The 26,155-nt window shown below is 57.9% G+C and carries 23 protein-coding genes and 4 pseudogenes; 13 read left to right on the top strand and 14 right to left on the bottom strand.

Annotation, left to right across the window (positions count from 1 at the left end):
• Positions 1–120 precede the first annotated feature (120 nt).
• The 4 genes and pseudogenes from DW003_RS08300 to DW003_RS08285 form a co-directional block, all read left to right on the top strand.
• A complete protein-coding gene (locus tag DW003_RS08300) occupies positions 121–1,104 on the top strand; it encodes a DUF6017 domain-containing protein (protein ID WP_002569163.1) in 984 nt (327 codons plus the stop codon).
• 23 nt (positions 1,105–1,127) lie between these two features.
• Positions 1,128–1,349: a DUF5348 domain-containing protein gene (locus tag DW003_RS08295; protein WP_002569164.1), complete on the top strand. Its 222-nt coding sequence runs from the start codon at positions 1,128–1,130 to the stop codon at positions 1,347–1,349.
• A gap of 41 nt (positions 1,350–1,390) precedes the next feature.
• On the top strand, positions 1,391–1,867 hold the full coding sequence (locus DW003_RS08290; protein ID WP_002569165.1) for a PcfB family protein: 477 nt from the start codon (positions 1,391–1,393) through the stop codon (positions 1,865–1,867).
• Positions 1,864–2,844 (top strand): annotated as a pseudogene (locus DW003_RS08285) (type IV secretory system conjugative DNA transfer family protein); the annotation flags it as partial. The gene DW003_RS08290 and the pseudogene DW003_RS08285, both read left to right, overlap by 4 nt.
• Here the strand turns inward: DW003_RS08285 and DW003_RS08280 are convergent.
• A pseudogene (locus DW003_RS08280) lies at positions 2,843–2,971 on the bottom strand (transcriptional regulator); the annotation flags it as partial. The pseudogenes DW003_RS08285 and DW003_RS08280 overlap by 2 nt on opposite strands.
• Positions 2,972–3,355: 384 nt before the next feature.
• Here DW003_RS08280 and DW003_RS08270 point away from each other — a divergent pair.
• The 4 genes and pseudogenes from DW003_RS08270 to DW003_RS08250 form a co-directional block, all read left to right on the top strand.
• Positions 3,356–3,542 (top strand): annotated as a pseudogene (locus DW003_RS08270) (cysteine-rich KTR domain-containing protein).
• A 23-nt stretch (positions 3,543–3,565) separates the two neighbouring features.
• Entirely contained in the window at positions 3,566–4,555 is a 990-nt protein-coding gene (rlmN, locus tag DW003_RS08265) for a 23S rRNA (adenine(2503)-C(2))-methyltransferase RlmN (RefSeq protein WP_002569187.1), read from the top strand.
• 537 nt (positions 4,556–5,092) lie between these two features.
• Positions 5,093–5,533 carry an RNA polymerase sigma factor gene (locus DW003_RS08255; RefSeq protein ID WP_002569188.1) on the top strand — a complete coding sequence of 147 codons (441 nt, stop codon included), beginning with the start codon at positions 5,093–5,095 and terminating at the stop codon, positions 5,531–5,533.
• Positions 5,514–5,603: pseudogene (locus DW003_RS08250) on the top strand (helix-turn-helix domain-containing protein); the annotation flags it as partial. The gene DW003_RS08255 and the pseudogene DW003_RS08250, both read left to right, overlap by 20 nt.
• A gap of 24 nt (positions 5,604–5,627) precedes the next feature.
• Here DW003_RS08250 and DW003_RS08245 read toward each other — a convergent pair.
• The 11 genes from DW003_RS08245 to DW003_RS08195 all read right to left on the bottom strand — a co-directional run bounded on the left by DW003_RS08245 (position 5,628) and on the right by DW003_RS08195 (position 18,153).
• Positions 5,628–7,043, bottom strand: a complete 1,416-nt coding sequence (locus DW003_RS08245) for a M20/M25/M40 family metallo-hydrolase (RefSeq protein WP_118388529.1) — start codon at positions 7,041–7,043, stop codon at positions 5,628–5,630.
• Between the two features lie 71 nt (positions 7,044–7,114).
• Entirely contained in the window at positions 7,115–7,900 is a 786-nt protein-coding gene (locus DW003_RS08240; RefSeq protein ID WP_118388527.1) for an amino acid ABC transporter ATP-binding protein, read from the bottom strand.
• A gap of 22 nt (positions 7,901–7,922) precedes the next feature.
• Positions 7,923–9,071 carry an amino acid ABC transporter permease gene (locus DW003_RS08235; protein ID WP_118388525.1) on the bottom strand — a complete coding sequence of 383 codons (1,149 nt, stop codon included), beginning with the start codon at positions 9,069–9,071 and terminating at the stop codon, positions 7,923–7,925.
• Between the two features lie 9 nt (positions 9,072–9,080).
• Complete coding sequence (locus tag DW003_RS08230; protein ID WP_118388523.1) at positions 9,081–10,007, bottom strand: transporter substrate-binding domain-containing protein; 927 nt, start codon at positions 10,005–10,007, stop codon at positions 9,081–9,083.
• 256 nt (positions 10,008–10,263) lie between these two features.
• Positions 10,264–11,157, bottom strand: coding sequence for an aldose 1-epimerase family protein (locus DW003_RS08225; RefSeq protein WP_118388521.1), 894 nt, complete (start codon positions 11,155–11,157; stop codon positions 10,264–10,266).
• 79 nt (positions 11,158–11,236) lie between these two features.
• Positions 11,237–12,106, bottom strand: coding sequence for a hypothetical protein (locus tag DW003_RS08220; protein ID WP_118388519.1), 870 nt, complete (start codon positions 12,104–12,106; stop codon positions 11,237–11,239).
• Positions 12,107–12,307: 201 nt separating this feature from the next.
• A complete protein-coding gene (locus DW003_RS08215; protein ID WP_118388517.1) occupies positions 12,308–13,171 on the bottom strand; it encodes a MerR family transcriptional regulator in 864 nt (287 codons plus the stop codon).
• A gap of 92 nt (positions 13,172–13,263) precedes the next feature.
• On the bottom strand, positions 13,264–13,842 hold the full coding sequence (locus DW003_RS08210) for a UbiX family flavin prenyltransferase (protein WP_118388515.1): 579 nt from the start codon (positions 13,840–13,842) through the stop codon (positions 13,264–13,266).
• Between the two features lie 33 nt (positions 13,843–13,875).
• A complete protein-coding gene (locus tag DW003_RS08205) occupies positions 13,876–15,363 on the bottom strand; it encodes a UbiD family decarboxylase (protein ID WP_118260166.1) in 1,488 nt (495 codons plus the stop codon).
• 141 nt (positions 15,364–15,504) lie between these two features.
• The gene (locus DW003_RS08200; protein ID WP_199665672.1) at positions 15,505–16,962 is read right to left on the bottom strand and encodes an SLC13 family permease; all 1,458 of its coding nucleotides are present in this window, start codon (positions 16,960–16,962) and stop codon (positions 15,505–15,507) included.
• Positions 16,963–17,283: 321 nt separating this feature from the next.
• Entirely contained in the window at positions 17,284–18,153 is an 870-nt protein-coding gene (locus tag DW003_RS08195; RefSeq protein WP_158573215.1) for an isopentenyl-diphosphate delta-isomerase, read from the bottom strand.
• A gap of 152 nt (positions 18,154–18,305) precedes the next feature.
• Between DW003_RS08195 and DW003_RS08190 the strand changes: the two genes are divergently transcribed.
• Positions 18,306–19,550 (top strand): MFS transporter, encoded by a 1,245-nt coding sequence (locus DW003_RS08190; RefSeq protein ID WP_233545553.1) that lies wholly within the window; start codon positions 18,306–18,308, stop codon positions 19,548–19,550.
• Positions 19,551–19,601: 51 nt separating this feature from the next.
• On the top strand, positions 19,602–20,048 hold the full coding sequence (locus tag DW003_RS08185; protein WP_187361918.1) for a low molecular weight protein-tyrosine-phosphatase: 447 nt from the start codon (positions 19,602–19,604) through the stop codon (positions 20,046–20,048).
• A 161-nt stretch (positions 20,049–20,209) separates the two neighbouring features.
• Here DW003_RS08185 and DW003_RS08180 read toward each other — a convergent pair whose 3' ends face one another.
• The gene (locus DW003_RS08180; protein WP_192934641.1) at positions 20,210–20,539 is read right to left on the bottom strand and encodes a TIGR04076 family protein; all 330 of its coding nucleotides are present in this window, start codon (positions 20,537–20,539) and stop codon (positions 20,210–20,212) included.
• A complete protein-coding gene (locus DW003_RS08175; RefSeq protein WP_117797594.1) occupies positions 20,532–21,356 on the bottom strand; it encodes a PfkB family carbohydrate kinase in 825 nt (274 codons plus the stop codon). Before DW003_RS08175 ends, DW003_RS08180 begins: the two co-directional genes overlap by 8 nt.
• 326 nt (positions 21,357–21,682) lie before the next feature.
• On the opposite strand from DW003_RS08175, the gene DW003_RS08170 reads away from it, so the two are divergent.
• From DW003_RS08170 to DW003_RS08160, 3 genes are read left to right on the top strand one after another with little or no spacing between them, the layout of a single operon-like run.
• Positions 21,683–22,186, top strand: coding sequence for a MarR family winged helix-turn-helix transcriptional regulator (locus tag DW003_RS08170; RefSeq protein WP_118388509.1), 504 nt, complete (start codon positions 21,683–21,685; stop codon positions 22,184–22,186).
• Positions 22,179–24,020, top strand: coding sequence for an ABC transporter ATP-binding protein (locus DW003_RS08165; RefSeq protein WP_118385010.1), 1,842 nt, complete (start codon positions 22,179–22,181; stop codon positions 24,018–24,020). Before DW003_RS08170 ends, DW003_RS08165 begins: the two co-directional genes overlap by 8 nt.
• Positions 24,013–25,932 carry an ABC transporter ATP-binding protein gene (locus tag DW003_RS08160; RefSeq protein ID WP_118385011.1) on the top strand — a complete coding sequence of 640 codons (1,920 nt, stop codon included), beginning with the start codon at positions 24,013–24,015 and terminating at the stop codon, positions 25,930–25,932. Before DW003_RS08165 ends, DW003_RS08160 begins: the two co-directional genes overlap by 8 nt.
• The last annotated feature ends 223 nt before the right edge of the window (positions 25,933–26,155 follow it).

Below are 26,155 nucleotides of genomic sequence, written 5' to 3'. Positions count from 1 at the left end.
AAAGCCTTGCTACAAGCGATTTTGCGGGCGCGTATCTGGCGCGGCAAGGGATTTATACCTTATCCCCCGAAACCGCGCTTCTACTGCGTAACAAATCCACAGCAAAAGGAGTGATTTACTATGGCAGTTTTCAGAGTGGAACGGAACAAGGGCTACACCGTAATGAGCAACCACCACCTACGCAACAAGGAGCTTTCCTTAAAGGCAAAAGGGCTGTTGTCGCAAATGCTGTCACTCCCCGAAGATTGGGACTACACCTTGAAAGGCTTATCCCTTATCAACCGGGAGAAGATAGACGCTATCCGCGAAGCCATTAAGGAGCTTGAACGCGCCGGGTATATCGTTCGGTCAAGGGAGCGCGACGAGAAAGGACGCTTGCGGGGCGCGGACTATGTGATATTCGAGCAGCCGCAGCCGCCTACGCCGGATTTACCTACATTGGAAAATCCAACATTGGATAATCCAACGCAGGAAAAACCAACATTGGAAAAACCTACGTTGGAAAATCCAACGCAATTAAATAAAGATATACAAAGAACTGACTTACCAAAAAAAGAAAAATCAAATACAGATTTATCAAGTACCCATTCCATTCCTATCCTTTCCCCTAACCCCTCTCCTTGCAGAGAAGCGGCTACGCCGCCGGAACGGAAAGGAACGGAAGCGGCAGCACAGAGCGCAGTTGATATATACCGGGAAATCATCAAGGACAATATCGACTACCACATTCTCAAACAGGACATGAAGTTTGACGGGGACAGGCTGGACGAGATTGTAGACCTCATGCTTGAAACCGTATGCACCGCCAGAAAGCGGGTACGGATTGCGGGGGACGACTACCCGGCAGAGCTTGTGAAATCTAAGTTTATGAAACTGGACGGCGAGCATATCCGCTTTGTGCTTGACTGTATGCGGGAGAACACAACGAAAATCCGCAACATCAAGCAATATCTGAAAGCAGCCCTTTTCAACGCCCCGTCCACTATCGGCAATTATTACACTTCCCTTGTCGCCCATGACATGGCAAGCGGCGCACTGTCACCGAAGAAGCCGCAGTACGGCGACCCGGACTATTATTCATTCAAACCGGGCGAAAGCCTGTAAAACAACAAAAGGAGGATTTTATTATGGCACAGAAAATGACAGGAGCATTGGTATTTGACGAGCGCACCGACCGTTACGACATTCGCTTTGACTTAAACAGCTACTACGGGGGCTTGCATTGCGGTGAGTGCTTTGACGTATTCGTGCGGGGCAAGTGGAAGCCGACCCGGATTGAGTACGGCGACAACTGGTATCTTGTGGGTATCAGAGCCGAGGACTTGAACGGGCTGCGGGTGCGTATCTGACCGCCGCCCCATAAAGAAACGCGAAAGGAGGACGCGAGGAATTGCAGGACGAAGTAAACGAAAAGACCATAGCCCTTTACATCAAGACCGGGAAGCTGACCGCCCAGACGCTCCAAAAGGCAATGAAAGCCATACTGTCAAAGGGCAAAAAGCAGCTTGCAAAACCGCCACAGGGAAAGCAGAGCTTAAAGCAGCTTATGAAGCAGAACGCGGGCGTTTCCAACATTGAGATTACCGAGGGCAATATCAAAGCCTTTGAGAGTACGGCGAAAAAGTACGGTATCGACTTTGCGCTGAAAAAGGACGCAACGGAAAGCCCGCCCCGCTATCTGGTTTTTTTCAAGGGGCGGGACGCGGACGTGCTGACCGCAGCCTTTAAGGAGTTTTCCGCAAAGAAGCTGACACAGGAGAAAAAGCCCTCTATCCGAAAGCTGCTCTCTACGCTCAAAGAAGCCGCACAGGGCAAGAACGCGGAACGGGCAAAGGTCAAGAACAAGGACAGGGAGGTATCGCTATGAAGCCGGAAATCAAGAAGCTGCTTATCCTAAATCTCCCGTATCTGCTCTTTGTCTGGCTCTTTGATAAAGTGGGCGCGGCTGTCCGTCTATCCCCCGGCGCGGACGCAAGCGCAAAGCTGCTACATCTTGGGGACGGTTTTACCACCGCCTTTTCCAGTATCGCGCCGAGCTTCCACCCGGCAGACTTACTTATCGGCATTGCGGGGGCGGTCATTGTCCGGCTGATTATCTACACCAAAGGCAAGAACGCGAAGAAATACCGCCGCGGGACAGAATACGGTTCGGCGCGTTGGGGCGGGGCTGACGACATAAAGCCGTACACAGACCCGGTATTTGAGAACAATATCCCCTTAACGCAGACGGAACGGCTCACCATGAACAGCCGCCCGAAGCAGCCGAAATACGCAAGAAACAAAAATATTCTTGTAATCGGCGGTTCCGGCAGCGGCAAGACCCGGTTCTTTGTGAAACCGTCGCTCATGCAATGTACGTCAAAGGATTTTCCAACGTCGTATATCGTCACTGACCCGAAAGGAACACTGATTTTGGAAACCGGGAAAATGTTGCAGCGGTACAAATACCGTATCAAAGTGCTAAATACGATTAACTTCAAAAAATCCATGAAATACAATCCCTTTGCCTATCTGCGGAGCGAAAAGGACATTTTGAAATTAGTCAATACCATTATCGCCAACACCAAAGGCGACGGGGAAAAATCCGGCGAGGATTTCTGGGTGAAAGCGGAAAAGCTCTACTACACCGCACTAATCGGCTATATCTGGTATGAAGCCCCAGAGGACGAGAAGAACTTCACGACGCTGCTTGAAATGATAAATGCGTCGGAAGCCCGCGAGGACGACGAGGATTTCCAGAACCCGGTTGACCTCATGTTTGAACGTCTGGAAGAAAAAGACCCGGAACATTTTGCAGTCAAGCAGTACAAAAAATACAAACTGGCGGCGGGCAAGACCGCACAAGGTAGCGCGGCGAGATAAACATTTCGTCGCCTACTTTCTTGCGGCTCTCCTTGCATCCCTCACGCGCTGCCTTTATCGCTGCCCCAAAAGCCTTAAAGTCGTATCGTGGTACTGGTCTTTTTGCCATAGTTATTCACCCTATTACATTTTACTGTTCCCCTTTCTTCTTGGATATGTCTACGTAGTTCTATCAGTTAGCCAAAATAATTCATATATATATATGTTGACAACAAGCTGCTTTTGTATATAATATTATATAAAAGGGGGGGAATGTTTATGTTACATAGCATGCGTATTCGATAAGCATTGAAATCAAAAAAGATTTTTCCCATTTTCAATATGGGCTTTTTTGTCATGCTTATTTTGCGTATGCTATACAACAAAACTAACGACGTATAGACATAGTATAAAAACTATGCCTTAATTTTGTTGTAGTATTATATGTATAAATGCAGGTCAATGCTCATGTTGAGAATTGACCTGCATTTTTTTGCGCAAAAGGAGAAATATTATGCTTGAAAAATATTGGATAAAATGTCCAATTTGTAACGGAAAGACGAGGGTTCAAGTATTTTATAATACGGTATTAAGAAATTTTCCTCTTTTCTGCCCTAAATGTAAATTAACGCATATCGTTGATCGTTGATGTTGAAAAACTAGAAATCATAATCAAAAACTCTGAAAAACAAACTTTTTAGTTTTGAAAAGGAAGGATATTTAAATGAAACACTTACCTAAAAGTACACCTACGGAAATATTGAATGACCCATACGGATTTACTTACAAAGAAATGTCGGAAGTAATTGGAGAGGATAAAGCAAGAGCCTTATATACGGAATTGTATAAACAGCCATTTCACAAAGAAAATCTATCAATATCAACAAAAAAAGTCTATAAAAGTAGCGATACTGAAAAGTATGTTTATGAATTGAAAGATAACAGGTATATTGAAACGGTTTTTATTAAACGGCGAGATGGTGGGACTGTTTGCGTAAGTACGCAAGTTGGTTGTTCTGTTGGCTGTATTTTTTGTGAGTCCGGACGCAATGGTTTTGTTCGTAATCTAACACCGTCTGAAATTGTGCAGCAGGTTGTATTGATACGTCAAAAAGTAAATCGTATCGTTTTTATGGGAATGGGAGAACCTTTATTCAATTACGACAACTTGATTGCAGCAATCCATATTCTTCGAGATAGAAATGGACTTAACTTTCCAACCGACGGCATTACCGTATCAACAGTTGGTCCAGTTAATCAATTAAAAAAATTGCGCGAAGAACATCTAAAAATTCAGTTGACAATATCTTTACATGCAGCAACACAGGCTGCGAGAAACTGTATCATTCCTCATATGCACATGTACGCTATTGAAGATGTTGTTAAGCAAGCATTGTCCTATTCTCAAAGGCATAATCGAAAAGTGGTATTTGCGTATTTGCTTTTACCAGGTATAAATGACCGTTCCTCAGATATAAGGCAACTTGCAAAATGGTTTAAGGGCAAAAATGTTATGATTAACGTGCTGCAATACAACCCGACGAGTAATTCAAAAATTAGAGCACCACAAAAACAAGAAATGGTTGCGTTCAAACATCAATTAGAGCAAACAGGACTTGAAGTTACCATGAGAGTTTCTCATGGTAGAGAGATTAAAGCAGCTTGTGGACAGTTAGCTAATACATATAATAAAGCCAAAAAACAACAGAAATAATTTAATTAAAAGAGCCAGACGCACAGACGCAGAGCCGATAATATGCAGTTTGAAATACTGCTGTTATCGGCTCTTTTTTGATTTTAATTTGTGCCCCTAATAACCATATTGGAGCAAAATCAGAACTGTTGCTTGTCGTTCTTTGATTTCCGCAGCAGCTTTGAAAAATCAAAGCCGCCGTTTCTTTTTATCTTCTAATGAAATGACGCGGTATCACTGTTGAAATCGGCGGCTAAAGGAGGTAGCCGCCATGAAGCAAAAAGCATATCGACAAAATCCGACAGTTATTGACTTATCAAAAAAAGCCCGCCCACCACCGGGGGAAACTACGCTTATATATATGAACTGTCTAATCATCTGGATACTGCTTACAATGCCTATGCGCCCGTCCGGGCTTTTCGGACGGGCGCATTTTGTACGTTCAAAAAATTTTTGAAGAAATTTCAAAAAATCTTCGGCGTTTTTGAGAAACGCCGTATTGCCCCGCGAAAAGGGGGGAAGCACCACCAACTTTCCAACGAGAAAGGAGGTGAGAATGTGGAACCTAATAGCAGGGAGTTTTACAAACAGTGTGCTTTTCAGAAGTTTTGTAATACGGTATTGCACAATGAAGCTTGCGACACCCATAGAGAACTTCGCAGACACAAGGCAAAGGAAGTGACCTTTTCCGACATGACCTTAGACGAAGCGCGGCAGCTTCATACGTTTGATGAATATTTCAAACGTGAAGCCGCCGAAACCGTCTTTGAGAAAGCCGGGAAGAAAATCACGCCAAAGCTGCTTCTTGAAGCAATCCGTACTTTGCCGGAAGAAAAGCGCAAAGCCATATTGCTGTATTACTTCGAGGGAATGAACGATACCGAGATTGCGGAGCTGTTCAACACGTCGAGAAGCACGATACAGTACAGGCGGACAAGCTCTTTTGAGAAATTAAGAAAATATCTGGAGGAAAATGCTGATGAATGGGACGAATGGTAACGAACCCGGCTACCCGGAAAATGCCCTTGTTCCTTATCCTGTCATTGTGGCAGCGACAAACCTGACCCCATTGCACCAAGGGCTTGCTTTTTGGCTAGAGCGTTTGGAGTAGAGCGACGAGGAAGCGGATGCCCTGGAGGTAGGCGCGGCGGGTGATGCGCTCGTTGGTGCCGTGGACGCCGCGATCGCACTCGTCGTCATCAACCACAAAGGCTGAGAAGCGAATGCACTCAGGGCAAATGTGCTGGTAATTGGCAGCGTCGGTCGCACCGATCACGGTCGAGGGCACAATTGCCACTGGCTCGAATGATCCGTTTTCCTCCGCCCCCTTTGGATCGCGGAAATAGCGGGCGGCGATGGAGTGAACCGCCTCGAGGCCGGGACCACCGATGCGCGGGGACGGCGAGGGTTCGGAGCTGCCGGGGCCCAGCTCCACTTCGACACGACCGGCAAGGTCCGCCCCGGCAACCGCCTCACGGCAGCGCGCCACAACGTCGGCCACGCTCGTGCCCTCGAGCATGCGGAAGTTAATATTGGCCCACATATCCTGCGGCATTACGTTGGCGCCGGTGCTGCCACCCTCAATCTGCGTGGGCGCGCAGGTGGTCGTCACCAGCGGATAGAGCTTCTTGCTGGCAAGGCAATCGCGGACAATGGCATCCCCGTTATCGGCAATTTTATCGGCCGTGTAGAGCCCCAACTCGACGAGCTGGGCGGCAAGCAAGTCGGTCACGCGCGTCGGCCACTCGATATCGCAGATTGCGGTGATGGCGCGGCTGAGCACCTCGAGTGACGTGCCACCGTAGGGGTTGGAAGAATGTCCACCCGCGCTCTTTGTCTTGAGCACAATGTCGGCATAACCTTTCTCAGCCAGGTCGGCGTGCATGAGCCAACCCTCGCCCGCGCTGTACTCGGCAGCCGGAACGATGCGGTAGTCGCCCTCGTCGATCAGGTACTCAAGCTCAATGCCGCGCTCCTCGAGCGCGCGGCCGATGGCGCCTGCGCCGTACTGCGTCGTCTCCTCGTCCTGGCCAAAGGCCAGGAGCAGCGTGCGCTCGTGCTGCCAACCGTGCGCCAGCGCATACTCGACAGCCTCGAGAATGCCTGAGACCTGGTCCTTCATGTCGATCGCGCCGCGGCCCCAGATGTAGGTGTCGTCCACGTGCCCGCTAAAGGGGGCGTGCGTCCAGTCGGCCTCGGTACCCGGCACCACGGGGACCACGTCCATGTGACCCATGAGCATAACGGGCTTAAGGGCCGGATCGCTGCCGGCAAGCGCCACCAGCAGCGAATGGTCGATAAGCTCGACCTCGCCCGCCGCAAACACGCGCGGCCAGGCCTGCTGCATATAGGCGCGCAGGTCGTTGAAGGGTTGCCAGTCCACCGCCTCGGCATCCATGCTCGAGACGGTCGGAAACGACAGCACGCGGCCCAGGCGCTCGCATGCGCCGGCCTCGTCTATATCGGCAAAATCGTCCTCATGCGCAAAGAAGCGCCAAACCTCGGCCATGACATCCTTTCGATTGTGACGACAAAGGCCGCCCCACGGGAGCGGCCCTGCAACGCAAGCGTTTGCGTCGGTTATTTGTCCTCGAGATAGCGAGAGAGGAACTCGCGAGTGCGCTGGTGTTTGGGGTTGCCGAAGAGCTCGGCCGGCGCGGCGTCCTCGAGCACCACGCCCTTGTCCATAAAGACCACGCGGTCGGACACCGTGCGGGCAAAGGCCATCTCGTGCGTGACGACCACCATGGTCATGCCGTCGGCAGCGAGCTTGCGCATGACCTCGAGCACCTCGCCCACGATCTCGGGGTCGAGCGCCGAAGTCGGCTCGTCGAACAGCATGATCTGCGGATTCATGCACAGGGCGCGGGCGATGGCCACGCGCTGTTTTTGACCACCGGACAGGCGACCCACGGCGGCGTGCGCGAACTTTTCGAGGCCCACGCTCGCCAGATGCTCCATCGCAATTTTTTCAGCCTCGGCCTTGCTCATCTTTTTGAGCGTGACGGGCGCGAGCGTGCAGTTGTCGAGCACGTCCATGTTGTTGAACAGGTTAAAGCCCTGGAACACCATGCCGATGTCCTCGCGGAGTTTATTGATATTGCAGCGCTCGGCCGTAAGGTCCTGGCCGTGGAACCAGATGTGGCCCGCGTCCGGGGTCTCGAGCAGGTTGAGGCAGCGCAGGAAGGTCGACTTGCCCGAGCCCGAGGCGCCGATAATGGTGACGACCTCGCCCGGGTTAACGGACAGGTCGATGCCCTTGAGCACCTCGAGCAAGCCGAAGCTCTTGCGCAGGCCCTCGACGCGGATGAGCGGCTCATTGGTCTGTGCGGCGGCCGCGGTGCCGGTAGTGGCGGTATCTGCCATGATGATTCTCCTCGTCTTGAGCCTAGTTGGAGCTGGGCAGCGTTGCCGGGGCCTCGGCGCCGAGCTTTTTGCCAAAGGCCTCGAGCAGGCGGCTCGCCACGAGCGTCAGGATCAGGTAAACCACGAGCGCCACGCAGTAGACCTCCATCTGGCGGTAGTACACGCCGGCGACGGTGGTGGTGGCGTACATGAGGTCGAACACGCCGATGACCGAAAGCACCGACGAATCCTTGATGTTGATGATGAGCTCGTTGGTGAGTGCCGGAATCGCGTTTTTAATGCCCTGGGGGAACACGACCTTGCGCATGGCCTGCCACTGCGACAGACCCAGCGAGCGCGCCGCCTCGGCTTGGCCGGCATCGATGGACTCGATGCCGCCGCGCAGGACCTCCATCATGTAGGCGGTGGAGTTGAGCGAGATGGTGACGAGGCCGGCGGTGAAGGTACTCCAAATCTGGTTGGCCTGGGCAGTCTCGAAGCCCATGCCGCGCAAAACGGTGAAGCCCGCGTAATAGATGAGCAGGCCCTGGACCATCATGGGCGTGCCGCGCACGATGGTGGAGTAGACGGTCGCAAAGCCGCGGCCGATGCTCTTAAAGAAGCGCACCAGGTCGTTGTCTACGCGGTCGAAGGTCTGAATACGCAGGAACACAAAGAGCAGCGCCAGGAAGAATGCGATGACGGTGCCGAAGGTGGCAAGCGCGATGGTGATCTCGATGCCACGGATGAAGAAGTCGCCGCTCTTGTAGGTCATGTAGACCAAGCTCGACAAAAAGTCGCTGGGGTTGGAATCCGAGACAATGCTCACCTGCACCAGATCGATAAACGACATGACGCAGCGGTCGACAAAGAAGATCGCCGCGATGACGACCACGACATAGCTGCCCAGGCGCGCGCCGCGACGGAAACGCTCGGATGCAAACGGTGACTTTTCGCGATAGTCGCTCCAGTGCATAACCTTGGTGACGAGCGCTGCCGCCGACACGACGATCCAGGCCCAAAGAATCGCCCAAAGGCAATCCTGGAAGATGCCGGTGGGCGCCAAAAAGCTCAGCGGCGTGGGGTTGCGCTGGCTAAATGCCAAGCCGAGCGCCGCGATAACGCTCGTGCCCAGGTACACATAACGGTGGTCGGCCTTGATAAAGGAGGCCAGACGATTGATGCCTTTCATGCTGCCTCCCTATGCCGGCTGACGGTCGAGGCACGCGTCCCACATTTGGTCGCGCTCCTCTTGGCTAATGCCCTTGAGTGTCTTGTCGATGAGCTTAAGCAGTTTGTCCGAGCCCTTGCGGCAACCGACATTTGCCGTGACCTCCTGCTTAAAGCCCTCGCCCTCGGCAAAGTGGATGGGGACGATACCGGGATTTTGGGCCATATAGCCCTTTTCGTTCTCCGTGTTGTAGGTCACGGCGTCGCACGTGCCCTGCAGCAGATTCGAGAACACCGTGGGGACCGAATCGACCGGGTTCTTGTGCACAACGCCCGGAATCTCGTCGATGACGGTATCGAGCATGGTGTCCTTTTGGCCGAGCACCGTGGCACCGCTGAAGTCGCTGAGCTTGGTCGCGTTTTGGTAGGGCGAGCCCTCTTTTACGAACAGGCCAAAGTAGCCGATAAAGTACGGGTCGGAAAAACCGACGGACTCCTCGCGCTCGGGCGTGGCGCTCATGCCGGCGATGATGAGGTCAATCTGGCCGTTGTTGAGCGAGTCGATAAGGCCCGAGAAGCTCTGCTTGACGGCAACGGGCTCGCCGCCGAGAGCCTTGCAGACGATCTTGGCGATCTGCACGTCGTAGCCATCGGCATAGGCGCCCTGCACGTTGTCGATGGGGATCGTGAACTCGCTGGCCTCGGAAACCTGCCAGTTGTACGGGGCGTAGGCCGCCTCCATGCCGATGCGGATCTTATCCTTGCCGATAACGGAATCGGACAGGTCATCGCGACCGCCGCCCGTCGTGGGCTGAACTACTTCCAGCGTGGAGGGACGCTGGCAGCCGGCAAGTGCGCCGGCGACGGCAGAAGCGCTCGCAGCGAGAGCGCTACCCAAAAAGATGCGACGGCTGCATACCGGCTGTGGATGCGCGTCGCGCTGTTGTCGAGATTGCATCTGATGCCTTCCCTATGTCGTTTTGCTGACAATAAGACAGGATATACGTCAACAACCAGCAGCGCGGCATGTGCGCGAAAAAATAATAGACACACGAAGACGATTGGCGCAAAGCAGCCTGCCCCCATGTACCACTTGGCATGAAAAAGGCAAGGCATAGACCTTCTGGTCATGCCGTGCCTTTTGAATGGCAAATTGTCGCTCTGGGTGGCGCGCAGCGTCGACCGGCCCGCCGTTCGTCAGAACGGCGGAACCTCTAGAGCAGGGTGACGCTAAAGCTGCGGACGTCCGTCTCGCCCGGCGCCAGCGTAATGGTATTGACCTTGTGCTCAAAGACATCGTCCTCGGTGTCCATGGTGGTGTGGCCGGTCCAGGGCTCGAGCGCCACAAACGGAGCGTCGTTGGCGGCAGACCACACGCCGATGTACTTAAAGCCCTCAAAGTCGATCTTGACGCCGTGGCCCGACTTGCGACCGCGCAGCGTGAGCGTAGAGCCCGGAGTATCGGTGAACATGATGGCATCGTTATCGAAACTGCGGTGCGTGATGGGCAGCACGTCCGAGTTATCGGGAGCCTTGTAACTACCCTCGAACGTCATAAGACCGTCGGGCGTGATGATGGGAGCCTCGTTCGTCCAGGCCTCGGTAAACGCCAGCTCGTAATCCTCGAACGCCTCGTCCTCGGCACCGGGAGCCGGTACGTTAAACGCGGGGTGGCCGCCCACCGAGAACGGCAGGTCCACGTCGCCGGTGTTGGTGACGGCAAAGGTCTGCGTGAGGGTGGCGTCGCCGGTCAAGGCATAGGTCATGCTGAGCTTAAAGTGGAACGGGAACGCCTTGAGCGACTCGGGCGTGTCGGTGATCTCGTACGTTACCGAGGAGCCGTCCTCCGAAACCTCGACCAGCTTGTGTTCGACGATGCGCGCGAGTCCGTGGCGCGGCATCTCGCAGGTGCCGGCCGCAGACGTCGCCGTGTTGTTGCGCAGCGAGCCCACAATGGGGAACAGGATGGGCGCATGCTTGCCCCAAAAGGCGGGGTCGCCCTGCCACAGATACTCGTTGCCGTTGAGGGCAAGGCTCGTGAGCTGGGCACCCATGGAATCGATGGCCGCGGTGAGGCCGCCGCGTTTGATGGTAGTGACGGTGGACATGCTACTTCCTCCAAAAGTAAACAACAGTGTCGAGGGCTATTGTCCCACTCTTGGCGGCGGGGTTGAGCGACAGGTGCAGTTATTGAGCAATAGCGTAAAGGTCAAACCCGCCCTGCGGCGTGCTATCGACCGTATCGGGCGCCTGTGAATTAAAACTCACCGGAACCATGCGCTTTGAGGCACGGTAACGCGTGCCGTCGGTGGCGACGGGCGGCTCATCGACCGTGAGCTCGTAGTCGCCGGGCTTGAGCTCGATGCCGTCACCTTCGGAATTGACGTATTGATACTCGTCGATTGCTTGTCCCTTGAGTGTGCGGCCCACGATATGGACGAGCATTTGGCTATCGCCGCGCGCGGTATCCCACGTCGCGCCGTCCTTAACCTCGACCGACACATGCACCGAGCGCGTGCGGCTGAGCGATTGTTCGACGGACATCTCGACCTTGGCGGCGTCTTTGCGCTGTTGCTCCACGTGACTCCAGACATTTCCGATCGCCGAGCAAGCGATGACGCCGGCCATAAAGGCGATGAGAATGGGGCCGAGCGGCGAGCGACGTCCCGCATCTTCCTCGCGAGACAGATTGGGGCGACGCGTGGGCGCGGGCGCCTGAGCACCCTGCGAGGGCACGTCGAGAATGCTGAAGGATGCCGTGCTGTCGGGGTCGATGTTATGGCGAGGTTGCGGGGTCTTTGCCGGCGAGATGGACATATCGGCCGGCTCACCGAGCGTGGCCGTGGCATCGGCCTTTGCCTCGTCGGCCTCGGCCTGGGCCCAGGCCTGCTCGAAGGTCAGGGGCTCGGCGGCATCGGAGGCGGCGTCAGGCTCGACAGCAGCATCGCTGCCGGTCTCGTCCTCGTCGCTCGACACGTCACGCGGCGCGGGCTCGTCCCACTCCTCGTCCGGAGCCTCGCCCTCGCTATACCACCATTCAAAGTTATCGATATCCATACGGGGCGCCCCCTTGGCCTCGCAAATAAACACTTGCTAGCCTTATACCCCCAGATGACACGGGAGCTCGCCGGCACAGACAGGAAAAGCGTCACAACATTCGACGCTTTTCCTCGTTTTCGAGATTTTCATCGAATGTTGTGACGGTTTGGGCAGCAGCCACACCACGAATGTGACGAAGGAGCAGTCCCCTTGTCACATCTAGAGGGCGACGGGGATTTGGATGCAGCAAAAGTCCTCTTGGTGGGACTCGTCGTAGCTCGTAGTATCGAGGTAGCAAAAGTCGAAGGCGTTGCCAACGGGCTGGAGCGCGTGCTTGTCCATGCAGGCCACGACGGCGCGGATGCCCTCGGGCTCGTACGGCATGCCCCAGCGGCTCATGCACAGATATGTGCCCTCGGGCAGCACTTCGATGCCGATCTCTGCCAGCTCGGCGGGATCGCTCGGCAGCAGCTCCTCGACACCGCGCGGTAGCACGGCAAAGGAGCCGGCGCCGGCGACGGGGTCGTCGGAATGCAGCGCCTCGCGACGCAGCATGGCGCCCCAGCCGCGCATGGGACGCGTGCCCGTCAGCGCACGCATGCGCAGGATTGCCCGCATGAGCGTGGGGTGAAGCATCGAGCGGCCGCGCTCTATATCGCCCGGAAACTCCTCAAAGACCACGTAGCGGCGCTCGAATTGCTTGAGCTCCGGCTTGCCCTCGCGCTCGCGCCAGTAAACCGCCTCGTCGTAAAAGCTTAGACGCTCCTGTACGCTCGCGCGCTCGGCTTTGAGCTCAGCGATCTGTTCATCGAGCGCCTGCACCCGCGAGCGCAGGTGATCGGTCATCTCGCCAATGTCGAACGTCGAGGTTAGGCGGTCGATCTCGTCGAGTTCGAGCCCCAGGTCGCGCAGCATGCAAATCAGACGCATGAGCGGGATCTGCGTGGGCGAATAGAAGCGGTAGCCTTTTTCGTTGACCACGGCGGGCTTAAACAGGCCGATCTTGTCGTAGTAGATGAGCGTTTGGCGCGAAACATTAAACAAGCTCGCCATCTCGCTAATCGCATACATGCCCGTCTGCATAAGTCCTCCTGACACATCCTTTTAGCGCACAAAGCCCGCCGCCCACAGGGGCAGCGGGCTCAAACACTACTCGTATCCTACCCTAAAGACGCCTATGACCAGCGCTTATAGTTTGCGCATGACACGCCGACGGCCTCGAGCGCCTTGGCGGCGATGTGGTGCACCGCGTCATCGAGCGTGGCGGGGCCGTTGTAAAACGTGAGCATGGGCGGCATGAGCATGACGCCCGGTACGCGCGCAAGGCGCGCCATGTTGTCGACATGAATGGCGCTGAAGGGCGTCTCACGCACCATGAGCACCAGGCGGCGCTGCTCTTTCATCTGAACATCGGCCGCGCGCAGCAACAGGTTTTCGCTGTAGCCGCTCGCGATGCCGGCGAGCGTCTTCATGGAGCAGGGCGCCACGATCATGCCGTCGACCGGATAGGTGCCGCTTGCGATGGCGGCGCCGATGTTCTTGTTGTCGTAGACCACATCGGCATGGCACGCAAACTCGTCGAGCGTCATGCCGAGCTCCTGCTCGATGGTAATCTCTCCCCCGCGCGTGACGACAAGCGCCGACTCGGCACCGGCCTGGCGCAGGCATTTGAGGCACTCAAGGCCCAGCGCGGCACCGCTGGCGCCCGAAACGCCAACGACGATGCGACGGGGACGGACAGAAGACTCAGGCATGACAACTCCTTGACTACTTGGTAGGGCTACTTACTAGAAAGCAATCTCCTTGGCCCACTTGTCCTTGTCGATCTCCATGAACTGCGAGCGGATGAAGTTCTTCTTGAGGTCGAACGGAACCGTGCAGTCGAAGATGGCCTTGCAGGCGATGCCGTGCTCGCGGATCGTGGGGTCGAACGCGGGGTCGTTGGACGGATCGAGCACGTGGCAGTGGCAACCGGGGATGGTGATGAGGTCCACGTCGGCCTGGAAGCGCGTGGTCATGGCCCACATCACGTCGCTCATATCGAAGATATCGACATCCTCGTCAACAAGGATGACGTGCTTGAGCTCGGAGAATGCCGAGAAGGCGAGCATGGCGGCGTTGCGCTGACGGCCCTCGTCATTTTTGCTCGACTTCTTGAACTGCATGATGGCAACGAACTTGCCGCCGCCGCAGGGGGCAGCGTGGACGTTGAGCAGGCGGCCCGGGATGGCGGTCTCGACCATCTTGTAGATGGATGCCTCGGTGGGGATGCCGGCCATGGACACGTGCTCGTGCGAGGGACCGATGCAGCTCTCCATGATGGGATTGACGCGCGTGGTGACGGCGGTGATCTTGATCACCGGGCAGACCTTGGCGCCACCGGTGTAGCCGGGGAACTCGGGCATGGCGTAGCCGTGGCCGTTGACGTCCTCGTTGATGGTCTCGTCGTGCATGAGGTAGCCCTCGAGCACATACTCGGCATTGGCGATGCACTTCTGCGGAACGGTGACGCAGTCGGCAAGCTCGACGGCGTGGCCGCGCAGGGCGCCGGCGATCTGCAGCTCGTTAAAGCCGAGCGGCGTGGTGGGCGCCTCGAAGCCACAGCACATGTACACGGCGGGGTCCAGACCGATGGAGATGGAGATGGGCATGTCTTCGCCGCGCTGGCAGTACTCGTCAAAGAACGCGCCAAGGTGACGGCTGCCCGGAGTGATCCACATGGCGAGCTTGTCCTTGTCGACGCAGGAGAAGCGGTGGATGGTCACGTCGGACTGGGAGCCGTCGGGGCTCGTGCCATAAGCGAGGCCCATGGTGATGTAGGGGCCGCCGTCGACGGGCGTGTTGGTGGGAGCGGGAACGATCTTGCGCAGGTCAAAGCCCTCGTCGGTCGCCTTGTACACGACCTCTTGGCAGTCGACGTGCGCACCCTCGGCGATCTGCTCGGGCGCGATCAGGTTCTCGAAGCGCTTGCCGATCTCGAGGCCCAGGTGCTCCTCGTCGAGGTCGAGCAGGGCGGCAACGCGCTTGCGGCTGGCAAGCATGCCGATGCAGACCTTGGCATCGTCAAAGCCCTTGACGTTGTTGAAGACCATCGCCGGGCCCTCTTTGGTCGGACGCATAACGGTGCCGCCGGCACCGACGCGACGATAGACGCCCGAGACCTCGGCGTCCGCGTCGACCTGGGTGTCGGTCTCGAGCAGCTGGCCCGGCATCTCGCGCAAAAAGTCGAGCGCGGAGCGCAGATCGTGGATCTGGGAAGCATCGGTAGTGGACATAGCGTGCTCCTTTCGGGAGAGTGTCCGGCGGCGGGAGTGCCGCCGGCTTGGTAACGTAATGGGGCCGCAGCGCTCATAGATGGGGCGCTCGGGCACTCGCAGTTCAAGCACTCGGCTAATTACAGCCAAGCACTCGACTGCTTACATCAGGCCAAAGAGGTGGAACCAGGCGGCCTCGACCAGCACGACGATAAAGACGACCGCAGTGAGGGGAATGCCCATGCGCATAGCCTCTTTGGAGGTGTAGCCGCCAGCGTCCTTGCCCTCGCCGATAAGGATCGGCAGGTTATGGAACGGCAGGATGTAGTGGATGTTGATGGACGTAAAGACGATGAGCGCCACGGCGAGCGGGCTCACGCTGGAGCCGGCCGCAAAGCTGATGAACGCCGGCACGCACACGCCGAGCACGGCCATGACCGAGCCCATGAACATGTGGATGATCATGGAAAGCGCGGCGACAAGCAGGGCGAACAGGAAGATGTTCTCGGGCACGGAGCTGGGAAGCACGACATCGGCGATCCAGGCGTTCATGCCGGTGGCACCGCCCACGGAACCCACGGCCATGGCGGCCGTCAGGAACATGAGGGACTTGATGTCGACAGCGTTCCAGCTGGCAGGAGTGAGAACCTCGCCGATGATGGGCATGGCGAGCGCGACACCGATGGCAAGTGTCACCCAGCCGATGTAATCGCCCGAGACGGTAAGCCACAGCGCGATGGCGATGACAAGCCACACGATGGTGCGGATCTCCTTGACGGAGAGCTTGCCGAGCGCGGCCTGCTTGGCCACGATCTGCTCGCGATCGTAGACGAGCTCCTTGCTGGGCTTAAAGAGGAAGAGACCCAGGAACAGGGTGCACAGCAGCGCGACCAGCATAGGCACGCTCATGTACAGGAACCAGTCGACAAAGGACGGGCTCATGCCGCCGGCCTCGGCGCTGTACTGCGCGACGAGCGGGTTGAGCGTGGAGTCGCCCGTCAGGAAGAACATGGAGCCCGGGGCAGCAGCGGCAAACACGAGGAAGCCGAGCTTGCCGCGGTCGTCGTCACCGTAGCCGGCGGACTCGGCAATGACCGAGACGACGGCGAGGATGAGGAAGGCGCGGGGGAACGGATGCGGGATCAGCAGCGACAGCACAAAGGTGAGCGCGAAGATTGAGATGATGAGCGACTTGGCATCGCGCACGAACTTGAGCATAAACGCATAGGCGATGCGCTCGCCCAGGCCCGACTCCTTGACCGCGCTGGCGATGAGGTAGGCGCCGATGACGAGCCACATGGTGGCTTTGGTCCACGAGCTAAACGTGGAGGCGACCGTCGCCGAGATGCTCGCGGCACCCGTGTCGTCCACGCACACCTTGAACAGAACGAGCAGCGCGCAATAGAGTAGGCCCACAAAGCCCGGCTGTGCCACGCCACACGCCCAGAACACCACCGTGGCAAGCGTCAACGCCAGACAGGTCTGACCGCCGGCCGTAAGCTCGACCGTCGAGCTCAGCTCCACCAAAGGAAGAAACTTCACCAGCAAAAAGACAACGATACCCAGCACAAAGCCAATTTCGCGCTTGGTGATCTTAAACGCCTTCTTTTCCGCTTCCATCTCCCCACCTTTCTTGTTGGGGGCGCTCCGGATTCGCGGCCACGTTGCCACTTAAAAAGGGGCGCCCGTTATCGGACACCCCTTACGTTGCGCTGTGTTGTGGCAATACAGTCAAGCGGATTTTTTTGGATGAGAAGCGATCCCCTGGACAAAAACCATCACAACATTCGACGCTTTTCCTCGTTTTCGAGATTTTCGTCGAATGTTGCGACGGTTTGGATGTGGCAACGGGACTGTCTTTTTTCACATAGCAAGGGCTGTGCGGATGGAGGGGACCTCCAGAGCCTCGCGGAGCCAGGGGGCCAGCTGCTCGGGGTGACCCTACAGATAGCCTTTGAGCTCGGAGGGCACCACGCGGCGCACCTCCGAGATCTCCTCTTGGTTGATATGCAGCTCGCCCGGCTCAACATGGGCTACGAACACCTCGCACCATTCGCACTCGCAGCGGCCGTCGCCGTGGTCCTCGCGGTACACCACGTGTCCGAGGTGCTTGAGCTGATCGGGCTCGCGCGTGATGCCAAGCTCTTCGTTGATGCGACGTGCCGTGGCGGCCGCGACGTCTTCCCCGGGGAGCGGATGGCCGGCACAGCCATCGGCCAGCACCCCGCCCCACAGGCGTTTGAGCGGGCTGCGACGACAGAGCAGCAGGCGCGCGTCTTCGCCCTGGCCCTCGACCAGAAGCGTCAGAAATGCCTGATGCAGGATTCCCTCGCCGGTATGGGCCTCGATGCGGTCGACGGGGCCAAGCGCCTCGCCGGTCGCGGCATCGACCGCCACGACCTCGGCGCCTGCGCCGCCCTCATCCCAGCCGGCGCGCAGAATGCGGGCTGCGGCCTCCTCGAGCGCGGCGATGAGTTCCTTGGTGGTATCGAGCATGCGCTTCAGGTCGTCCCCGCTTGCCTGTTCAACATGAAAACCCGTGCTTGCAACTACCGGCACACTAAAGCGCGTGGCCAGCGCCGCTGCGATATCGTGCGCCGGGATCTCGTCTCGATGGCACGGAACGGCCAGGATGCTCACCGTCGCCGTACGGCCGGGCTCGGGACGCGGAATGGCCTGTGCCGTGGCGCCCAGGTGCGCAAATTCCGGCGAGCAGGCGTACACCGCCATGCCTCGCGGCGTCACCGTCAACTGGGCCTCGAGCGCAAACTTGCCCTCGCCCACCACAACCTTTGTCGTGTGCATACCCATGGGATCTCCTGTCGCCCGCAATGTACCTGAGACCATCTTCGCCTGTATTGCGACTATACAGGCAAGCGCAGCCTGCGACAAAGGAGGCAGGCACCTGACACATTCTGTTAGAGTTGCAGGGATTGAATCCCGCTTATTCATGCGACATTGGAGTGACAACCTTGACCGCCGCAACCACGCCTAAAAGTAAGTCAACCGCCGCCGCGCTCTCCCCCGCGCGCACCAGGCTCTGCCTAGCGCTGCTCGTGCTGCTGGGATTCTCGCTCGGCTGCTCCGAGTTCGTGGTCATCGGCATCGAAAGTGACCTGGCGACGGAACTCGGCATATCGCTTGCCGCTGCGGGCCAGCTCATCAGCGTTTTTGCACTGGTCTACGCCATCGCGACGCCGGTGCTTGCGCTCAGCACGGGGCGCTTCCGTCGTTACCAGCTGCTCGTGTGCTACAGCATTATCTTTGTGCTCGGCAATCTGGTCATGGCGTTGGCGCCCAACTTCCAGGTACTGTTTATCTCGCGCATTGTCCTGGGATCCGTCTCGGGCGCACTGCTCGCCGTGGGCGTGACGTACATCCCCGAGCTGCTGTCCCCGCAGCAAACTTCGCTTGCCATCTCGGTCGTGTACGGCGCGTTTTCCGTGGCGATGGTCTTTGTGACCTCGATTGGCAAGTTTGTGGCCGACACGCTCGACTGGCACGTGGCCATGTACGGTACGCTGACCTTTGCCGTTTTGATCTGCGGAGCGCTCGTGGCGTTTATGCCGCGCGCCGGACAGACCGACGAACCCGCTACCTTCCGCGAGCAGGCGGGTCTGCTACGCGAACCGAGCATCATCACCGGCATGCTCATCTTTTTGTTTGGCGTGGGATCGGTCTATGTGTTCTACGGCTACGTGACGCCTTATCTTGAGCAGGTGCTGGGTATGGGCACTGTTCAGGCGAGCACCACGCTTATGGCCTACGGCGTGTTCTGCCTGGTCTCGAACATCTTGGGCGGATGGATCGACGCGCGTTTTGGCATGAAGGCACTGCTTGTGACGTTTGTACTGCAGGCTGCGGCGTTACTCGGGCTGTTTGCCGTGGGCGGCACCATGCCGCTCGCGCTGGTCTTTGTCTTTAGCTTGGCGTTGCTCATGTACCTGTTCTCGGTGTCGTGCATCACGCACTTTATGGACGTGGCACGCAGCCGCCATCCCAAGTCGATGGTACTCGCAAGTTCGGTTGAGCCCATGGCGTTTAACGTCGGCATCTCGTTTGGCACCGCAGTGGGCGGCGCCGTGGTAAGCAGCGTTGGCATTGCCTACGTTGGCGCGGTTGGCGCCGCGTTCTCGCTTGTGGCCTGGGCGCTCACGCTGGTGACGATTAAGCTGGCTCGCTGGGAGCGCAAGCGGGCGAGAGCGTAAGCACAGATGCGATACTCGAGCTCGATGATGGCGATCGAAAGGAAACCGCATATGCAACGCGTACTGTTTATCTGTCATGGGAATATCTGCCGCTCGACGATGGCTGAGTCGGTGTTTACCGAGCTCGTGCGCCGCGCTGGGCGCGAGGCGGAGTTTGTCATCGATTCCGCAGCGACCTCAACTGAGGAGATCGGCAACCCGCCGCATCATGGCACGGTCGCCAAGCTGCGCGAAGTCGGGATTCCCGTCGTTGCGCACCGTGCCCGCCAGGCGCATCGAGCAGAGTATGGCAACTGGGACCACATTGTCTATATGGATGCTGAGAACACGCGTGGCCTGCGTCGCATCTTTGGCGACGACCCCGACGGCAAGATTACGCGCTTGCTCGATTGGACCGGGCGCCCCGGCGACGTGGCCGATCCCTGGTACACCGGCAACTTCGATGCCACCTACCGCGACGTACTCGACGGTTGCACTGCTATGCTCGAGCAACTGTAGGCTATCGAGCGCGCGAACCGCGCCATCGGCATACATCGAGGGAGGATTTTCTCCCATATGCAAATCGAGGGTGGATTATCTCCCACTTTGAATACGAAATTGCGTCCAAAACGGGAGATAATCCACCCTCGTTATCTTGGCGGGAGAAAATCCACGCTCACCTATTCGTCGACGATCTCGGCAAGCCAGACGTTGAGGGTGTCGACCTCGGGGCAGCAGAACTTTGCCGTACCAGGCTCGTTGCCAGGCACGGTTCCGCCATAGCGCAGGATATCGATATAGGGAAAGCCCACATGGCAGGCCATGGCGCACATCTTGCCGCGGTCTCGGTCGAAGTCAAAAACGTCGCCCGGCTTGTGACCATGGTGGCAGCGGCACGCACCTAGCTGGTCCACGCAGCTCACGCGGATACGCGGACGCTTGCCACGCGGCGCGCCGAGCGGCTTGTTCTCGCCCGCAGGCTTGACGCCGCCCTCGCCAGCATTACTCATGGTCGATCACGTCCAAGCAGGCCTCGATGGGCAGGCCGGCCGACTTGTCCTCTTGATCGGCATTGCGCTCGATAAGCTCAGCCACCACGCGCATGGCATCGGACGTCGCGCGCTGCAGACTCCAACCTGCCATAACGCGGCCGACGAGCACTGCCGAGAACGTGTCGCCCGTACCCGGGAAATAGACCGGAATGAGCTCAAAGGGAATCGTGAAGTACTCCCCCGCTACATGGTCGTAACCGATAACCGCGTTCGTGCCATTGACCACGGCGCTCGTAATGACCACCGACTTGGCACCCAACTCGCGCACGGCGTCCACAAGGGCGCGGGCCTCATCGGGCGTGATCTGCTCTGCAATAGGCGTATCGGCGAGCAGACAGGCCTCGGTGTAGTTGGGCACCGCGTAGTCTGCGCACTCCAGCAGGTGCCGCATGAGGCCAATCGTGGACTCGGGCACGCCGGCATAGAGCTTGCCGTTGTCACCCATGATGGGATCGACGAACACCTTGGTGCCCTTTTGCGCACGGCGGTGGCAAAAGTCCGAGATGATGCGCGTCTCTTCCTCGGTCACGATAAAGCCGGTCGAGATGGCGTCGAACTCAAAGCCGAGCTCCTCCCAGATAGCGAGGCTTTGACGCACGTACTCGGTGGTGTCGTGGATGTAGAACTTGGGGTAGTTGAGCGTGTCGGACACAAGTGCCGTCGGCAGATTGTGGATACGGTAACCCATGTGCGACAGCACCGGCAGCATGGCGGAAAGCGCGACCTTGCCGTAGCCGCACATATCGTTAATCAGCAGCAGCTGAGTATTCTTCATGAGGGTCTCCCTTGTTTCGGGCGCGGCGCGGCAGCGCCACAGTGCGACTAAGTGTAGCGCAGGGGACGTTGTGAACGGGCGCTGGCACCGCAGAGGACGAATTGTTGCGGAAAGGTTACGGGAAGGAGGAAGTTAGTCGTTGGGGACGTTCTTAAATGACTAGTCGACACAAGGAGTGTCCCCAAATGCCGGCACATAAGGAACGTCCCTAAGTGCCGCTCGAACATAATAAGTTTGGTACCTTGACATTTATTTACCGTGCTCCTAAATTGGTTAGGCACAAAACAATTCAACTACCTAACTAAAGAAAGGAGCGAAGCTTAGATATGTGTGTTGAACCACTCGTCCTTCCGCATGAGCCCGGCGGTGACCCGTCGCAACCGGTAGACATACCCGAAGCGGTCAGCGCCGAAGACAAGCTTGCCAAGCGCATCCTCAATAATCTGGGCTTTTGCGGCCATCACTTGCACTTTCACGGTGGAGGTGTGTCCGGCAAGGCACCCATCATCTGCCTGCTCGCCAAACAGCCCGGCGGCGAGATGTCGCAGCAAGAGCTCGGCATGCACTTTGACCTTAAGCCGGGATCGCTTTCCGAAATCCTATCCAAACTCGAGGTCAACGGTCTTATCGAGCGCAGCCGCAATCCCAAGGATCGGCGACAGCTCACCATCCACCTGACCGAGATCGGCTGGAAAAAGGCCCGCATCGATCAGGCAGCCCGCATCCATTTTAGGGAGCAGGCATTTAGTGCACTCACGCCCGATGAGCGTAAGAACCTCGCCGATATGCTCGATAAAATCCGCGAAACCTGGGAGGGATTGGATGATTAAAACCCTTATGGGCAGCATCCGCGATTACAAGAAGGTCACGATCGCCACGCCGCTTTTGGTGCTCGGCGAGGTAATCTGCGAGATGATGATCCCGTTTATCACTGCCAACTTGATCGACGCCATCAAAGACGGCGCCACCGTGGCCGAGATACTTCCCACTTCGGGCGTCCTCGTGCTCATCGCGTTGATATCGCTCGCCTTTGGTGCGGCAGCCGGCGTCACCTGTAGCCACGCAAGCTGCGGTTTTGCCAAAAACCTGCGTCAGGATCTGTTCTACAAGATCCAGACGTTCAGCTTTGCGAACATCGACGAGTTCTCGAGCTCCTCGCTCGTCACCCGCCTCACCACCGACATCAACAACGTGCAGCAGGCCTTTATGATGCTCATCCGCATCGCCGTGCGCTCGCCACTGGTGCTGGTCTTCGCCTTCGTCATGGCTTACGCCATGGGCGGCAGCGTCTCGTTTGTCTACCTGGCCATGATTCCACTGCTGGGCTTTGGCCTGTTCTTTATTATCTACAAGGTACGTCCGATCTTTGCCCGCGTGTTCCACAAGTACGACGCCCTTAACGAATCCGTCGAGGAAAACGTCACCGGCATGCGCGTGGTCAAGAGCTATGTGCGCCAGGACTACGAGAAGGAAAAGTTCGCGACCGCTGCGCACGACGTACAGATGGACTTCACCCGCGCCGAGAAGCTCCTTGCCTTTAACAACCCCATGATGAACATCTGCGTCAACGGCGCGTTCGTCGTCATCATCTACTTGGGCTCCAAGCTCATCATCACGAGCCAAGGCACGCTGTTCGACGTGGGCCAGCTGTCCTCGACCTTTACCTACGGCTTCCAGATTCTGATGAGCCTGATGCAGCTGTCGATGATCTTTGTCATGGTGACCATGGCCGACGAATCGGCGCACCGTATTACCGAGGTGCTGGCCGCCGAGCCCACGATCACCGATCCCGCCGAGCCCGTGCACGAGGTGGCCGACGGCTCCATCGACTTCGACCACGTGAGCTTTAAGTATTCCGAGCATGCGAAGCGCCAGGCGCTCGACGACATCGACCTGCACATTAAGAGCGGCGAGACGATCGGCATCATCGGCGGCACCGGCTCGGCCAAGTCCACGTTGGTAAACCTCATCGCCCGCCTATATGACGCCACCGAGGGCACCGTGCGCGTGGGCGGCGTGGACGTGCGCGATTACGACCTGGACGCGCTGCGCCACCAGGTCGCCATGGTGCTGCAGAAAAACGTGCTGTTTAGCGGCACGATCGCCGAGAACCTGCGCTGGGGCGATCCGAACGCCACCGACGAGGAGGTCCGCGAGGCCGCGCACCTGGCCTGCGCCGACGAGTTTGTCGACGGCTTCCCCAAGGGCTACGACACCTGGATTGAGCAGGGCGGTTCCAACGTCTCTGGTGGCCAGAAGCAGCGCCTGTGCATCGCCCGCGCTCTGCTGCGTCGCCCCAGGATCTTGATTCTTGACGACTCCACCAGCGCCGTCGACACCAAGACCGACGCCAAGATTCGCGCAGGACTGGCAAGCTACCTGCCCAACACGACCAAGCTCATCATTGCCCAGCGCATCAGCTCGGTGCAGGATGCAGACCGCATCATCGTCATGGAGGGTGGCCGCATCGCGCAGATCGGCAACCATGACGAGCTGCTCCAGACGAGCGAGATCTACCGCGAGACCTTTACCTCGCAAAACAAGATGTCTGCCGAGGGCGAGGACGCCGGCGACGTTTCCGGCGATACGACCACGGCGGCAGACAACACCGACACGACCGCAACGCAAGCTCAGACCCAGGAAGGAGGCGAGGCACATGAGTAAGGCAACGACCGCCGAGCGCGCGCTCAACCGCAAGGGCGGCACCCTGCCGCGCCTCATCAAGACGCTCTTTGGCTTCTATCCCGTGCTTTTGCCCCTCGTTGCCGCCGGCGTGGTGCTCTGCGCCATCATCAACGCCATCGGCCCGATGTTCCTTCAAAGTGCCCTGCAGATTATTAGCGAATCGTGGCAGTCGGGTGATTGGGAAGCCGCGCGCCCGCAGATCCTACAGCTCGTCACGACGCTCGCCTGCATCTACGGCGTCGGCGTCCTGTCCTCGCTCTTCTGGAACCGCGCCATGGCCATCATCACGCAGGGCTCGCTCGAGAAGCTGCGCGAGATGATGTTCAACCGTATGCAGGACCTGCCGATCCGCTACTTCGACACGCATCAGCGCGGCGACATCATGAGCCACTACACCAACGATATCGACACGCTGCGCCAGATGATCAGCCAGTCGCTGCCCAACCTGCTTTTGACGGTCATCATCATCTGCTCGGTGTTCTTTATCATGCTGTACTACAGCGTGTGGATGTGCCTGGTCATTGTGGCAGGCGTCACCTTTATGACCTTTATGACCAAGCTCCTCGGCTCCAACTCCGCGCGGTTCTTTATCGCGCAGCAGACCGAACTCGGCGTGGTCGAGGGCCACATCGAGGAGGTTATGAACGGCCAGAAAGTCGTCAAGGCGTTCTGCCACGAATCTGCCGCCGAGGCCGATTTCGATGAGCGCAACGAGAAACTCTTCGAAGTCTCGCAGAAGGCCAACATGTACGCCAACATCCTCATGCCCATCCTTATGAACCTGGGCAACCTGCTCTACGTGCTGGTCGCACTGGCCGGCGGCATTTTCTTGGCGCTGGGCGTGCCCAACCTGAGCATCTCGGGCATGGGCCTGTCCATTGCCGTCGTGGTGCCGTTCCTTAACATGACCAGGCAGTTCTGCGGGCAGATCGGCCAGATCTCGCAGCAGATCAACGCCGTGGTCATGGGTCTGGCCGGCGCCGACCGCATCTTTGAGCTCATCGACGAGGAGCCCGAGGCCGACGAGGGCTACGTGACGCTCGTCAACGCGCAGGTGAACCCCGAGACCTGGGAGCTCGAGGAAGCCGACCACCACACCGGCATGTGGGCGTGGAAGCATCCGCACCGCGCAACCGGCGAGATTGAGTACGTGCCGCTGCGTGGCGACCTGGTCATGGACAACGTCGACTTTGGCTACACGCCCGACCACGAGGTGCTGCACGGCGTGTCCGTATTTGCCAAGCCGGGCCAGAAGGTCGCGTTTGTCGGCGCCACCGGTGCCGGCAAGACGACCATCACCAACCTCATCAACCGCTTCTATGACATCGCCGACGGCAAGATTCGCTACGACGGCATCAACGTCAACAAGATTCGCAAGTCCGACCTGCGCCGTTCGCTGGGCGTAGTGCTGCAGGATGTGAACCTGTTCACCGGCACCGTGATGGACAACATCCGCTACGGTAACCTGAATGCCACCGACGAGGAGTGCATCAAGGCCGCCAAGCTCGCCGGCGCGGACGACTTTATCACCCGCCTGCCCGACGGCTATGACACCATGCTCACCGGCAACGGCGCCCAGCTGTCGCAGGGCCAGCGCCAGCTGATTTCGATCGCGCGCGCCGCCGTCGCCGATCCGCCGGCGATGATTCTGGACGAGGCCACATCGAGCATCGATACCCGCACCGAGGCCATCGTGCAGGCAGGCATGGACAAGCTCATGGAGGGTCGCACGACGTTTGTCATCGCGCACCGCCTCTCTACCGTGCGCAACTCCGATGCGATCATCTGCCTGGACCACGGCCGCATCATCGAGCGCGGCAACCACGACGAGCTGATCGCCAAGCGCGGATATTACTACCAGCTGTACACGGGTGCGTTTGAGCTCGAGTAGGTAGGTTTGTTTCACGGAGGACCCCCAGGTGGGCCGGGGTGTAACCTCCGTGCTCAAACATTCTCGCTTCGCTGCGAAACTGCGCGCGGAGGTTACACCCCGGCCCGCCTGGGGGTCCTCCTGCGCGCAATCAGCCCGTCATTAAAACAGAATAAAAGTTGGTGAGGCCCTGGCCGTTTGGCCAGGGCCTCTTTTTGTAAGGATGTTTTTTCTGGGACGGGGA

Source organism: Collinsella sp. AF36-3AT, assembly GCF_003475205.1.
Classification (GTDB): domain Bacteria; phylum Actinomycetota; class Coriobacteriia; order Coriobacteriales; family Coriobacteriaceae; genus Collinsella; species Collinsella aerofaciens_AF.
The sequence above is the reverse complement of the archived record's forward strand: the minus strand, read 5'-3'. Positions and strand labels throughout refer to the sequence as shown.

Bases quoted from the DNA above. Each gene is read 5' to 3' on its own strand.
- DW003_RS08300 (WP_002569163.1), top strand. From the start codon at position 121: ATGGCAGTTTTCAGAGTGGAACGGAACAAGGGCTACACCGTAATGAGC.
- DW003_RS08295 (WP_002569164.1), top strand. From the start codon at position 1,128: ATGGCACAGAAAATGACAGGAGCATTGGTATTTGACGAGCGCACCGAC.
- rlmN (WP_002569187.1), top strand. From the start codon at position 3,566: ATGAAACACTTACCTAAAAGTACACCTACGGAAATATTGAATGACCCA.
- DW003_RS08245 (WP_118388529.1), bottom strand. From the start codon at position 7,043: ATGGCCGAGGTTTGGCGCTTCTTTGCGCATGAGGACGATTTTGCCGAT.
- DW003_RS08240 (WP_118388527.1), bottom strand. From the start codon at position 7,900: ATGGCAGATACCGCCACTACCGGCACCGCGGCCGCCGCACAGACCAAT.
- DW003_RS08235 (WP_118388525.1), bottom strand. From the start codon at position 9,071: ATGAAAGGCATCAATCGTCTGGCCTCCTTTATCAAGGCCGACCACCGT.
- DW003_RS08230 (WP_118388523.1), bottom strand. From the start codon at position 10,007: ATGCAATCTCGACAACAGCGCGACGCGCATCCACAGCCGGTATGCAGC.
- DW003_RS08225 (WP_118388521.1), bottom strand. From the start codon at position 11,157: ATGTCCACCGTCACTACCATCAAACGCGGCGGCCTCACCGCGGCCATC.
- DW003_RS08220 (WP_118388519.1), bottom strand. From the start codon at position 12,106: ATGGATATCGATAACTTTGAATGGTGGTATAGCGAGGGCGAGGCTCCG.
- DW003_RS08215 (WP_118388517.1), bottom strand. From the start codon at position 13,171: ATGCAGACGGGCATGTATGCGATTAGCGAGATGGCGAGCTTGTTTAAT.
- DW003_RS08210 (WP_118388515.1), bottom strand. From the start codon at position 13,842: ATGCCTGAGTCTTCTGTCCGTCCCCGTCGCATCGTCGTTGGCGTTTCG.
- DW003_RS08205 (WP_118260166.1), bottom strand. From the start codon at position 15,363: ATGTCCACTACCGATGCTTCCCAGATCCACGATCTGCGCTCCGCGCTC.
- DW003_RS08200 (WP_199665672.1), bottom strand. From the start codon at position 16,962: ATGGAAGCGGAAAAGAAGGCGTTTAAGATCACCAAGCGCGAAATTGGC.
- DW003_RS08195 (WP_158573215.1), bottom strand. From the start codon at position 18,153: ATGGGTATGCACACGACAAAGGTTGTGGTGGGCGAGGGCAAGTTTGCG.
- DW003_RS08185 (WP_187361918.1), top strand. From the start codon at position 19,602: ATGCAACGCGTACTGTTTATCTGTCATGGGAATATCTGCCGCTCGACG.
- DW003_RS08180 (WP_192934641.1), bottom strand. From the start codon at position 20,539: ATGAGTAATGCTGGCGAGGGCGGCGTCAAGCCTGCGGGCGAGAACAAG.
- DW003_RS08175 (WP_117797594.1), bottom strand. From the start codon at position 21,356: ATGAAGAATACTCAGCTGCTGCTGATTAACGATATGTGCGGCTACGGC.
- DW003_RS08170 (WP_118388509.1), top strand. From the start codon at position 21,683: ATGTGTGTTGAACCACTCGTCCTTCCGCATGAGCCCGGCGGTGACCCG.
- DW003_RS08165 (WP_118385010.1), top strand. From the start codon at position 22,179: ATGATTAAAACCCTTATGGGCAGCATCCGCGATTACAAGAAGGTCACG.
- DW003_RS08160 (WP_118385011.1), top strand. From the start codon at position 24,013: ATGAGTAAGGCAACGACCGCCGAGCGCGCGCTCAACCGCAAGGGCGGC.